The sequence below is a fragment of the Butyrivibrio fibrisolvens genome, assembly GCF_023206215.1.
Classification (GTDB): domain Bacteria; phylum Bacillota; class Clostridia; order Lachnospirales; family Lachnospiraceae; genus Butyrivibrio; species Butyrivibrio fibrisolvens_C.
On record NZ_CP065800.1, the window covers coordinates 1270699 to 1283425 of the forward strand.

Annotated in this window: 9 protein-coding genes; 3 read left to right on the top strand and 6 right to left on the bottom strand. The window is 39.8% G+C overall.

The window, feature by feature from the left end; translation table 11 throughout:
• Positions 1-77: 77 nt before the first annotated feature.
• From I7804_RS05160 to I7804_RS05170, 3 genes are all read left to right on the top strand, one after another.
• Complete coding sequence (locus I7804_RS05160) at positions 78-1616, top strand: hypothetical protein (RefSeq protein WP_248405281.1); 1539 nt, start codon at positions 78-80, stop codon at positions 1614-1616.
• Between the two features lie 125 nt (positions 1617-1741).
• A complete protein-coding gene (locus I7804_RS05165; RefSeq protein WP_248405282.1) occupies positions 1742-3292 on the top strand; it encodes a lipopolysaccharide biosynthesis protein in 1551 nt (516 codons plus the stop codon).
• 195 nt (positions 3293-3487) lie between these two features.
• Positions 3488-4027 carry a nucleotidyltransferase domain-containing protein gene (locus I7804_RS05170; protein WP_248405283.1) on the top strand — a complete coding sequence of 180 codons (540 nt, stop codon included), beginning with the start codon at positions 3488-3490 and terminating at the stop codon, positions 4025-4027.
• Between the two features lie 97 nt (positions 4028-4124).
• Here the strand turns inward: I7804_RS05170 and I7804_RS05175 are convergent, their stop codons facing one another.
• From I7804_RS05175 to I7804_RS05200, 6 genes are all read right to left on the bottom strand, one after another.
• A complete protein-coding gene (locus I7804_RS05175) occupies positions 4125-5321 on the bottom strand; it encodes a glycosyltransferase family 4 protein (protein ID WP_248405284.1) in 1197 nt (398 codons plus the stop codon).
• Positions 5321-7297: an asparagine synthase (glutamine-hydrolyzing) gene (gene asnB, locus I7804_RS05180; protein WP_248405285.1), complete on the bottom strand. Its 1977-nt coding sequence runs from the start codon at positions 7295-7297 to the stop codon at positions 5321-5323. Before asnB ends, I7804_RS05175 begins: the two co-directional genes overlap by 1 nt.
• 23 nt (positions 7298-7320) lie before the next feature.
• Positions 7321-7761 (bottom strand): DUF4869 domain-containing protein, encoded by a 441-nt coding sequence (locus I7804_RS05185; RefSeq protein WP_027206089.1) that lies wholly within the window; start codon positions 7759-7761, stop codon positions 7321-7323.
• A gap of 33 nt (positions 7762-7794) precedes the next feature.
• The gene (locus I7804_RS05190; RefSeq protein WP_331477856.1) at positions 7795-8640 is read right to left on the bottom strand and encodes a translation initiation factor 2; all 846 of its coding nucleotides are present in this window, start codon (positions 8638-8640) and stop codon (positions 7795-7797) included.
• 180 nt (positions 8641-8820) lie between these two features.
• A complete protein-coding gene (locus I7804_RS05195; RefSeq protein WP_248405287.1) occupies positions 8821-11169 on the bottom strand; it encodes an alginate lyase family protein in 2349 nt (782 codons plus the stop codon).
• A 104-nt stretch (positions 11170-11273) separates the two neighbouring features.
• Positions 11274-12656: a UDP-glucose dehydrogenase family protein gene (locus tag I7804_RS05200; RefSeq protein WP_248405288.1), complete on the bottom strand. Its 1383-nt coding sequence runs from the start codon at positions 12654-12656 to the stop codon at positions 11274-11276.
• Positions 12657-12727 lie beyond the last annotated feature (71 nt).

Consider the following 12727-nt stretch of genomic DNA (forward strand, 5'->3'; position numbering starts at 1 on the left):
TATAAGAATAAAATGGCAATAGCTTTTTGAAAACAAACAGATTGCTTTCATATTATAGCCAGTTCATGAGGTTACACATGACTAAAAACGTAGTTGATAACAAAAATAATAATAGCGGCAATAATGCCGGGAAAAGCCATAATAATATATGGATATTTATAGTAAAGGCTGTAGCTCTCCTTGCTATAGCAGCAGTAGTAATGCAGGCTGTGTTCAAGGTTGTACAGAGAAAAGAAAGTTATGAAAAGTATGCAGACTTTTTTGACGTAGCAGATCAGATAGATGTTCTCTATCTTGGATCATCCCACGTAATTAACGGAGTTAATCCTGTTCAGATATTCGAGCAGTATGGATATACCGGATACAACATGGGAGGACATGGAAGCACACTGCCGGCTTCATACTGGGAGCTTAGACTTGCTCTTGAATATTGTAATCCCAAGGTTGTGTTTGTGGATTCATATATGCTTGAGAAAAATTACCAGTATATAGATGTCATGGATGAGAATGCTACAGCTGCTGACCTTAATACATCTGTAGAGCAGCTGCACCTGAATATGGACTGCTGGCCCTATTCTGATGTCAAGAAAGCTGCTATAGAAGATCTTATCTATGATAAGGAACTTCACCAGGATTTCCTCTTTGACTTTGAACTCTATCACGAGAGGTGGTCAGAGCTTGATAAGAACGACTTCCTGCGTCTTAATGATACAAGTGACAGGAACCTTCTTATGGGCGCAGAGAAGAGATTTCAGGTTCACGGAACGTATACTCTTGAAGACAGGACAGAGGGATTATCAGAAGAGACTGTCGGTATGCAGTACCTTAGGAAGATCATAGAAGAGTGTCAGTCAAGAGGCATAGTCGTAGTAACTATGATGCTTCCACTGGCGCAGCTTCAGTCACAGGATATGGCAGCAGCTGCTTCTATGGAGCAGATATCAGCTGAGTATGGTATACCATGTCTTAATATGATTCAGGATACAAGTATAGTTAATCTCTATACAGATCTTAATGATTCTAATCACCTTAATGCAGGTGGTATGAACAGAGTATCAAGATATCTGGGACAGTGGCTTAGTGATAATGCCGGCGGTATCCTTACAGATCACAGAGGCGATAGCGCTTACAGCAGATGGACAGATAGAGTGGTTCAAAGCCACGAGGCAGAGTCATCTTATGTAGAGGCAGCAGATAATGCATATAGCGCGCTGCTATCCTTGTACGACGAGACGACTTTTGATTATGTAGTATATGTTAAGGGTAACTCTTCGGCATATACTAATGTGGCATTTCTTCAGCTAATAGAAGAGTTGTCCGGAACTACAGAAGTTGAGACGGCAGCAGCTGTGGGTGGACCTTATCTATTTATGCACGGAGTGGCTGATGGGATTGAGAATCTTGAGATATCAGGAGATCAGCAACCGGCGCCATTTAGCTCAAAGCTTGGGTTCGTAACTTATCTGGGGCTTCACGACTTTGCGGCGATATATGTTAATGATGATACAGACAATAACCTTCTTGATATGAATGAGCATTATAATGATGATGTGCAGATACTGCTTATCAACAAGGAGACGGGAGAGATATATAGTCATCTGTGCTTTAGCTTATGATTTGCTAACAACATGAGGTTAAAGATGAATATCTGAGTTTTATATTTTCAGAATGAATCATTATAAAAATATAGATATCAAAGTAGGTACTTCTTTCAAATAAAGGGTTAAAAAAGAGAAATCATATGTCAAATAAACAGGATGGCCGTATTAAAAACACGGTCCGCAACATATTTTTTGGATATACAAGTACACTTATAACAGCTCTTCTTGGCTTTATAGCCAGGAAGATCTTCATCATGCGCCTTGCAGAGTCTATGCTGGGCGTCAACAGTTTATATACAGGGATTCTGTCTGCTCTGTCACTTACAGAACTTGGAGTAGGTACAGCTCTTAACTTTAGTTTATATAAGCCTGTAGCAGAGGGAGATACAGAGACCATCAAGTCCTATATGCGCCTATATAAGAAGGCATACAGGATCATAGCAGCTGTTGTAGCTATAATCGGGATAGCACTTATACCCTTCTTGCCGATACTTACAAGCAAGGGAGCATCAGACATATCGACCAGAGATCTGACTTTATACTATCTGATCTTCCTCTTCAACTCAGCAACATCTTATCTTGTATCGTACAAATATAGTCTTGTTAATGCGGAGCAGAAGACTTATATACAGACCAATATCATCACTATAACCAAGATGGTATCTGTGACATCACAGATAGTAGTACTCCTTCTAACATCAAGCTTCTATGCATATCTACTTACTGATCTCTTCGTACAACTCTTCCAGAAGATATTCGTAAGCAGGTACCTTAGTAAGAGATATCCATATCTTGAGGACAAAGAGGTAAGACCTCTTACGACTGAGCAGGTAAGCGAAGTTAAGGACAAGACTGTATCTCTTATGTGGCTTAAGATAGGCGATACCGCCAGAACTCAGACAGATGCTATCGTAATATCAGCTTTTATCAATGTTATATATACGGGTGTTGTCGATAACTTCAACATGGTCATTAATACTGTATCAAGTTTTGTTAATACCATATTCAATGCGGCGCTTCCCGGTTTTGGCAACCTTATAGCAACGGAGTCAAGGCAGAAGCAGTATGATATGTTCAAGGTATACAGATTTGCTGCTCAATGGCTGTATGGCTTTTCAGCAGTAGGATTCTATATACTCCTTTCTCCTCTTATCGTCCTACTTTATGGTCAGAAGTGGGCGCTGGGACAGGGCATCATACTCCTTATCATCATCGAATATTATCTAAAGGGCGAAAGAACAGTAGTTAATAACTTCAAGACGGCAGCAGGCAAGTTCGAGCAGGACAAGTATCTTGCAACTACTCAGGGCGCAGTTAACCTTGTGATATCAATAGTACTTGCTATCAAGATAGGTCTTATCGGCGTATATGTGGGAACAGTGGTATCAGGCCTAATTGCTAACTTTGTAAGACCTTATATCATCTACAGAGATTGTTTTAACCAGGAAGTTAAGAAGTACTACATAGATTCTTTCAAGTATCATATAGTTATGCTGGGAACTACGCTGCTATGTATATGGCTTGCAACATTCACACTTCCTAAGATCAGCTGGATAAATTTCATACTTACCGGACTTATGATAACGGTTGTTTATAATGTGATATTCCTAGCGTTCTTTGGTAGGGGAGAGGAATTTAAGTATCTGGAAGGGATTATTCTATCCAGAATTAAGCGTAAGGCACAAACGTGATAAAGGATGTAAAAAAGAATATGCTACAATGTAGCCCTCCTTACTGTTTTCAAAGCAGTAAGGAGTTTTTTATACGCCATGATGGAAAGTATCAAACCAATCATAAATTTTTACGATTGATTTATAATTGAAAATAGGCGTAGAATTGACAATTACACGATACCGTGTTAATGTCAAAATAAAGGAGTATGTGAAATGATAGATTTTTATACAGTATCTGAATATTCCAGCATCACGGGAAAAGACGTAGGAAATATAAGACGTTTGTTGATCAAAGGTGATATTCAAGGAGAAAAACTGGGTAATCAATGGATAATCCCCAAAGGAACTGAGTACCCCGACAGAAGAGTGAAGTCTGGGAAGTATTTGGCGTGGAGGAAAAAGAATGCCATAAATAAAAGTAATCCTAGACTAATGAAGAATTTATATGAAATATGTGAGCAACTTTATGATATTTACGGAGACTTAATGGAAAAAGTTGTACTGTATGGATCTTATGCGAGAGGAGAGCAGACAGAAGATTCTGATGTTGATATTGCTGTTTTTCTGAAGAATGGGTATACGGAGGAAATGCATGATCATATGGTGGATATCGTTGTTGATCATGAATTGGAACTTGCATTGACCCTTTCGGTAGTGCCAATTGAAGTAGAGCAATATGTTCAATGGAGGAATACATTACCATTTTATAAAAATGTCGATAAAGAAGGTATACTAATTTGGAAAGCAGCGTGAAGCTTTAGGTGAAAACCAAAAGGCAGATATTCGATATTAGATATAACCGAATATCTGCCATTAATTTTATAGTTCCAGAGTGCCGGCCAAAGGCCAATCAATTAAATTCCCCTGCAAAAAATCTTCTATATCCCTCAAGGAGCGCCTTGCTTGTATGATCCCATGCAAGTTCATTGACAACTCTGTTATGTCCGAACTCACCCATTTTCTTGCGTTTCTCAGGATCTTCAAGGAGTCCAATGATTTTCTTGGCCATATCCTCAGAATCATTAGGCTTAGCGTATACTGAAGCTTCCTGTGCGGAGTAGCGTCCTTCTGTTAAGTCAAACTGAACGATAGGCTTGGCAAGAGACATATATTCCATGATCTTATTCATAGTACTCTTGTCGTTCATACTGTTGTACTCGTCACTGTTGACACATACATCAGCAGTGTTGAGATACTTTAGCATATCTTCATCAGAGACTCTTCCTGTGAATTCGACGCAGGTATCAAGACCCATGTCATGAGCCTTAGCTCTAAGTGCATCAAGGTGAGGACCACCGCCTACGATACCCCAGAATACATTGTTGTCACGCTCTTTGATATACTTGGCAGCTTCTAGCATATATTCTATGCCTTCCTGCTGACCTATAACGCCGACGTAACCTACCATGTATTTGAAGCCGCGCTTTATTTCTTCACAAGCAGGCTGTATCTTCATTCTCTCAAGACGCGGACCACTTCTAAGGATTATGACCTTTTTAGGATCCATGTGACCACGCTCAATTGCGATCTTTTTATAACTTTCATTGGTAACAAAAGCAAAGGTACAGTTCTTGTAAGTCTTTCTTTCAAGATAGCACAGGCCTTTATAGAAGATTCCACCTGTTTTGCCAAACTTGGCTTCATAGAGTTCAGGGCAGATGTCGTGGTGATCGAAGACATACTTAACACCGTATTTCTTGAAATGCTTGGCAACCATATAGATATCGTCAGGCGGGTTACAACCCTGAATTACGTCAAAACCAATTTCTTTATAGATAAGCTTTGCAAGTCTCAGTTCTTCTTTTAAAGTCCAGGAGTACTCTCTGAAATATCCGATTGCATTGTTGCCTTCCGGCGGTGCATCATGACGGAAGATGTTAACTCCCTGAAGGACCTCTCTGTCCTTGGTATATGACTTACCCTTAGGACTTATAACAGATACTGTATATCCGTTGGCCGCAAGAGTAGTAGCTTCCTGCCACACACGTGTATCAAAAGGTACAGGAAGATTTTCAACTATTATCAGTATTTTTCCGGAATTTTGCATTATACTGCAGCTCCTACATTAAATATTTCCATCCATTTTTCAAGGCATATGTATCTGAAAAGGCCGATGCTGTCCTTGCCTTCAAGAAGCTTGTCCCAGTCGCGCAGGATCTTGTCTCTGTCGATATAGCGGGATGCCCTGAAATTCTCATTTTCAAAAACTTTGCGATACTCATCAGAATATTTTCTGATCCAGTCAAGTTCAGGCGTGTAGAAACCTATCTTGTCGCGCCTTGTACGTATGCCTTCAGGCATATCGAGAGCTCTTCTCATTATGTATTTAGAGAAGCCGCGTTCTATTTTAACCCCAAGAGGTAGTTTCATGCAATATTCAACAAGCCGAAAATCAAGGAAAGGTAGTCTTTCTTCTATGGAAAATGCCATAGAATTTCTATCGACATATCGTAACAGGGCAGGGAGAGATATCTTTTCGAAGTCGTTGACAAGATATCTTTCATTGTCCTTGTAACTGTTCTTAACATGCATCTTGGCAAAAGAGCTGTCTAGATATTCACGTCTTATATCATTGTTATCAGCTTTGCCTCCGAAGAACTGTCTGAGCATAGACAGATCTGCAGCAAGAGATGAGCCTTTCTTCCTGGCGTAAGGTAGGTACAAAAGAGATTCCCATATAGCTGATAGGAACTTATGACTCTTAAATAGTCTCTTGATGTAATAAACCCTTGCTTTGCGATATCCGCATAGTATCTCATCTGCGCCCTGACCATCAAGGAGGACCTTGGCTCCCTTACTTGCAGCAAGCTTCATAACTGAATAGGAAGCGTACATACTTGTGGACAGGAATGGCTCGTCCTGAGTGTAGATCAGGTTATCAAGATCATCTCTAAGAGATTCACCTGTTGGATACGTATAGTAACCATTAACACCAGTCTTATCTATGACCATTTTGATGTATTTACTCTCATCATTGGGTGAGTTCTTGTAGCAGGATGAGTAGGTGCTGGGGGTGTATATAGCCTTACCGGTAGTTGTACCTTCGAGTGATGTTTTATCGTAATCGTTACTGTTTTCAGATGATCTTAGCTCAGATTTAGTACCAGGTATCTTGCATTCATTATCAGTATGTGACTTAGAATCAGCCTTTGAGTTTCTGAGTATATCAATTTGCCTTGCAGTCTCACACACAATAGCTGATGAATCAAGCCCTCCTGACAGACAACTTCCAACAGGCACATCCGCACGCATACGGAGCTTGATAGAGTCCTGGAAGAGGTGTCTGAATTTTTTGACCATAGAAGGAGTAGTCTTACCGGATACAGTCTCTTTATATTCAAGGGTATAGAACTTGTCTATGGACATGTTGCCATCCCTATCAACATGCATGAAGCTTCCAGCAGGAAGTCTGTATATATCGTTAAAAAAGGTATAGTCCTCACAGTCTACAAAGCTGTTAACAAGATAGTCAAGGATCGCCTGATCATTGGCAACTCTCTTGATATTCTTATCTTCGAGCATAGATTTGATCTCAGATGAGAAGATAAGGTATCCCGGCTGCGTTGTATAGTATAAGGGCTTTACTCCATATCGGTCACGTGACATGAATACTGAATTATCAGCCTTGTCATATACAGCGAATGCCCAGAAACCATTAAAATGAGACAGACACTCTTTTTTGCCAAAATGATCGATAGAAGCCATGATAACTTCTGTGTCAGTATGGGTTTTAAAAGTGTATCCTGCAGCTTCAAGTTCACTACGAAGCTCTATATAGTTATAGATCTCGCCATTAAATACGATCTCGTATCTGTCCATGTAAGACATCGGCTGATGACCTGCAGATGAGAGGTCGATAATAGACAGACGGACGTGTCCAAGAGTAATATCGCCATCTGAATATATACCATTATCATCAGGACCTCTATGAGCCTGAGTTTTATTCATGAGAGTCACAAGATTTTCTCTTTCTGAAGCTTTGAGAACTTTCTTATGATCTATTATTCCGCAAATACCGCACATAATATATTCCTTAATTCTTTGTTTTATCTAACATATTCGCCTGCAACAAGTACCAGGTCGTCCATGTTGTGGATGTTCTCTCCTGTATTTAGAATATGAACATCAAATTCACCATCACCAAAATCCATGATGTGTCTGAGATTGATGGTGATATCTTTTTTCTCGCCAATCTTTAAAATCCATTTTGCGCAGTTATCGCCGCAAGCAGAAGCGTTAAAAATTCTGTCAGGGCACTCATACATACACATCAGAGTTTTTACACCACCGGATAATTCTCTAGGAGTGATTCCGCCAAGAACAGGACTGTCGATGATCCTTGGAGCGATCACTATGGATTTATCTACATCTTTGATCATTTCCTTACAGAAATCATCCATTATCCATTCATCTGTATATGTGTTTTTAAAGAATCTGGCAGGGTTATAGATGGCTTCCGGCATATCACCGTAATATATCGAAACCATAGGATTATCTCCTTATCTGATCATGATGGTGTATCATTCCATCTTGATCTTTTTCATTATATTTAAAACTGATTTTTTATTATTATCATGAAGATAAACGGGATTTATTTGTTTCTTGTTATACTTTAGATAAGTTCCTTTGGTTATCTCTATGAGATAATGAGTAAAAAATCTCTCCCAGCTAAAAAAGTCAGAGCTTTCTATATAGTTTGAAGGGGTATCAAGTACATCCAAATTTATGTTGTTTTTGATAATGCCGGACGATAGAATCAGCCATTCAAATGATTCCGGAAGAAAAAGAGCGATATTATCGTCTTTTTTTATTAGCTTCATTATTCTGTCAATTTCAGATCCGAATGCTGCTCCATCAGCAATTATCAAAAGTTTTTTATCTTTGTATTTGGTGATTTCCTTGAAAATATTAGATTTGCCGCTGGCACTTACAACTATAAAATCTTTTCCTTCTGACACATTTTTGAAAAAATCAAAACCTGAATTGGAATCCTCAACAATTACAACTTCTGGTTTGATATCATTTTTAGGATCAAAAGATCCATATATATGATATAGTTCATGATATTCTTGCTTTAGTCCTGAATATTTACCGGATGATTTTATGCCATATATTTCTTCTACACTATATGGAAGATTTTGAAGACCTTCTCTGGAAACAATAACATAGTAGTTGTCAGAATTTTTTACAGTATCAGCAAATTCAATTGTTGGAAGAAATTCATTATCTTCATCAATAAATATAATACTGTCTTTTATATTATTTATGAGAAGTTTCCAGTCTCTTCCTGCGACAGATCTGCATTCCTTGTCACAGCTGATAGAAATACCACTATTTTCTCCTGATTCATAGAATTCTGATATCATCTCAACAAGAGTGGTCTTGCCGGTTGCACTATCTCCTTTGATTATGGTAATATTGCGCCTGACTTCAAATTCATATTTGACTGCTGTGTTTGATACAACTATTTTATGTGTACCCTTCATCGGAATTCTCCAGTATAGTATAAATATCTTTGATCTAGTATATAGGTGATTATCGGTATATTATTTTCGAGTAATGCAGATCTTTGTAATGGTATGATCTGAAATAATCGAAGCTTCTATAGCAGGAGCAGGATTCTTAATACCATACTCTGTGGAAAGATCTTTTTGAGTAAACGAGATTTTTCCAAAACCAGATATAAACTCAATTGTAGCGGTGACAATACCTGTGACGGAGTTAAAGTTATATGTTGAAAACTTACTAGTCAGTGCTTTGGGTATTGAATTGTTATTATTAAAATCATCCTTTTCAGAGGATGTGTTTTCTTCTGCAAGTGAAACACTTGCCTTCTCACCCAACAAGAGATTGAAAACAGCCGCATGGCTCTCGTCCGGAACAAATGGCTCATTGTCCTTAGTAAGCCAATCCTCAATTAGAAGTATACCTTCCTTCTTTTTGAAAGTAAACTTACGGGTGTGCTTGATGGGGCTGTATCCATCATGTGTTGCCATTACTTCGTCTATATCTTCAGTATTGGTGAATCCGTCAAGAGTGCAGGTGGCTTTGCGTCCCCAAAGGAATGGTCCCATCATCTCAGACTGATCTGCACTATTTATGCAGACAGTATTGTGCCTGCAGGTACGTCTGAAGTCATTGCGAGACTCTGTATCGCAGTGGTATATATACGTACCGGGATCGGCGAAGATTCTGGTTCCGTCAGCGAACATCTGGAAGCTGAGGGCGTCAGAATGTCCGTGAGCTGCAATAGAGCCATATCCTAGAGGTGCGTGATCGATTCCTATGAGGATATCTGGGATATTCTCATATCCACCGGACATGAATACAGTCATTCCACCTTCGGGACGAGTTATACTTCTACTCCTGCGGTAATAGTTCTTTTCTTGTGATCTGATAATATCTTCTTTAGAGAAGAGCCAGAGTACAGTCTCTGAAATGGGAGAAGAGAAAATATTGATGTTCTCCGGTCCAGAGTCTTGGGAATCTGATGTTATTACATCTAAAGTTTTAGTATCCGGTATTTCCTTTTCAGGCTTAGCATGCTTGTGCTTTGATTTTTTATTGCTTTTGCTATTACTATTAATCACAGATATAACATCAGGATTATCACTATTTGTAGGAAGTTTTAACTCTGTATACTTTTCATCAAGCAACAGGCTCATTAGCTCCAGTGTATACTTGAAGTGATTGCATCCCCCGTGGAAGTCAATGATACGTCCGTCGTCATCATCGCCGAAGGATAGAATCTCATCATGATCTCCGATATTGTTGCTTATATATCTAGACATGGACCTAAGGAGTTTGTCCCAAGACTTTGAAGGCTCTATACCATTTATTTTAAAAAGGCGAAGGTCGAGTGCCAGAACTTCCATTTCGAAGGTCTGGTAATACTGAGACTCTTCCTTGTTGATACCATCAGAATAGTTCTGAAGGAATATCTCTCTGGTGAGGATAGATTCTGCAAGTTTGATCCATGGCATATAATCAAAAAGAATACCTGCATGCAGTATAGCTGATATCTCAACTATCAGGTGATTATTGGCAGAAGAGAACTGCGAATAATGGTGAGAGATATAGTCAGCCATGTTGAGGACACCAAAACGGATGGAATTAAGCAGAGTCTGAATCTTGACTGCATCATCTGATGGTATCGAAGATGTACCTTCGGATAGAGCATTATTTATATCTGCATTAGCTTCTAATACAGCTGAACCGTCAGTAGAGTCAGAATTCTTCCCGGACTTTTTGTTTTTATGCTTATCTTTCTTGTGGTGTGCAGAATCCTTACGAAATTCCTTGTGAAGAGCGGATTCAAGGAATGCATACATATAGCACCAGTTCATGCACCTCTCAGCAATCTCAATAGCAGAAACCCATGAAATTCCCCACAGGAATGGATTCTTATCATTCCAATCATTAAAGAGTTCTACAAGCTCATTGAGGTAGGTAGGGTCAAGAGATGCGTAGTAGTCCTTGGCAAGCATAGCAAACTGGAAATGCTTATTAAGCTCCCAGTTCATGCGGGCATCACCGATGTCATTACGCTCTCTGTAATTGAGCTTTGAAGATGGGATCATAGGCCAGGGAGATGTTCCCTCGCCTCCAAAACCCTGGAACCAGTCCGACTTGTAGTCTTCGTATTTGAAGTCTCCCAGAAGCGGTATAGAAGTTCCAAGAGTATAGAACTCATTACGCAGATTCAGGCCGAGCCGTTTGGGCTCAGCCTGAAGACGTGAATATTTTCTATTGAATAGCTTATCTGTAACCTTACACTGTTTCTTGAATCTGACAGATTCAACTTTATATCGGAATGTCTGGGATACTCTCCAAGGAATCTCTTTGGCGTCCATCGCTGAAAGTCGTTTAATAAACCAGTTAAGATTCGATGCCATGTATTACCTGCTTTCATGAAAACTATATTTGACGATATATTACTCTAAAGTATTACGAAGATCCAGTGAAAGTGATATTAGATATCCTTTCACGGCGCTTTTGCTCAAAACTCTGTATGTGGCATATCAGGTGTAGCTGTATCTGTGTTCTTACTTACATTGATATCAGCCCAGCTGATTCCTTCATATCCGCCTTCGTAGTTAAGTTCCTGGAACTGACGAACCAGATCCACGATCTCTTTGTGAGGGTACTTATCAGGGATATCAGCAAACTCCGGCTCCTTGTTAGTGATGACCAGGACATCACTGGCATTTGCGACAGCATCAAGATCATCAGAGATGATGTTGTGAAGGTGAGGGAGCTTAGCAGCGATGAAGTCTGCATTAGTTCCTGTAAGCTGTGATATCTTAACGTTCTTGTCATAGATATGGATCTCATAACCCTTACCTAGGAGCATCTCAGCTACGTCTACGATAGGACTGCAGCGAAGATCGTCTGTACCTGACTTGAAAGACAGACCCAGGATTCCAACCTTGCGAAGACCTTTTTTCTCAATGATCTGGACAGCGCGCTTTTTCTGATTCTCATTACTTGCATCAATTGCGTTGATAACAGGTACGTCTACATACAGGTCATGAGCCAGTGTACGAAGGGCCTTGGAGTCCTTGGGAAGGCAGGAGCCGCCGTAAGCAAATCCTGGCTTAAAGTATGTGGGAGAGATATTGAGCTGTCTGTCCTTGCAGAATATCTCCATAACCTTGTGAGAGTCTATATCAAGACCCTTACAGATGTTACCAACTTCGTTGGCAAATACGATCTTAAGTGCATGATAAGTGTTATCAACATACTTCATGATCTCAGCGACTCTTATATCTGTGCTGATGAATTCGCCGGGGATATCTTTATATAGCTCTTTCATCATAGAAAGGGCCTTATCGTTATCTGTTCCTACAAGTGTGAGCGGAGGATTGAGGTAGTCATCAACAGCGCTTCCTTCACGCAGAAATTCAGGGTTTGATACAACTGCGAAGTCCACGTTACATTTTTTGCCGGAAGTCTCTTCGATGATACCTGCAACCTTCTCGCAGGTTCCGGGGAGGACGGTACTTCTTATAGCTACTACATGGAATGAATCCTTGTCTTTAAGGGCAGTTCCGATCTCCTTAGCTACATTGAAGATGTAGTTGAGGTTCAGGTGCCCTTCAGGAGTACTTGGAGTTCCGACTACGATGAAAGATATATCGGAATTCATAACAGTGTACTTATAATCAGAAGTAGCTTCGAGTCTGCCCTTATCGTGCGCATCCTTGATAAGATCTGCGATGCCGGCTTCGATGATAGTGGGTCTTCCTTCATTTATAAGATTTACTTTATTGGCGGACACGTCATTGCCGATGATGTGGTGACCAAGGCTTGCACAGCAGGCAGCACCTACACATCCGACATAACCAAGTCCGAAGAAGCTTATATTCATGGTATTCTCCATTCTAAATACTAATAATTGCGAGTAAGATTCGAATTGCTTTACATTTGTTTATATAAAAGGGTGAAAAATTT

Coding starts and splice junctions, on each gene's coding strand:
- I7804_RS05160 (WP_248405281.1), top strand. CDS start 78: ATGACTAAAAACGTAGTTGATAACAAAAATAATAATAGCGGCAATAAT.
- I7804_RS05165 (WP_248405282.1), top strand. CDS start 1,742: ATGTCAAATAAACAGGATGGCCGTATTAAAAACACGGTCCGCAACATA.
- I7804_RS05170 (WP_248405283.1), top strand. CDS start 3,488: ATGATAGATTTTTATACAGTATCTGAATATTCCAGCATCACGGGAAAA.
- I7804_RS05175 (WP_248405284.1), bottom strand. CDS start 5,321: ATGCAAAATTCCGGAAAAATACTGATAATAGTTGAAAATCTTCCTGTA.
- asnB (WP_248405285.1), bottom strand. CDS start 7,297: ATGTGCGGTATTTGCGGAATAATAGATCATAAGAAAGTTCTCAAAGCT.
- I7804_RS05185 (WP_027206089.1), bottom strand. CDS start 7,761: ATGGTTTCGATATATTACGGTGATATGCCGGAAGCCATCTATAACCCT.
- I7804_RS05190 (WP_331477856.1), bottom strand. CDS start 8,640: ATGATATCAGAATTCTATGAATCAGGAGAAAATAGTGGTATTTCTATC.
- I7804_RS05195 (WP_248405287.1), bottom strand. CDS start 11,169: ATGGCATCGAATCTTAACTGGTTTATTAAACGACTTTCAGCGATGGAC.
- I7804_RS05200 (WP_248405288.1), bottom strand. CDS start 12,656: ATGGAGAATACCATGAATATAAGCTTCTTCGGACTTGGTTATGTCGGA.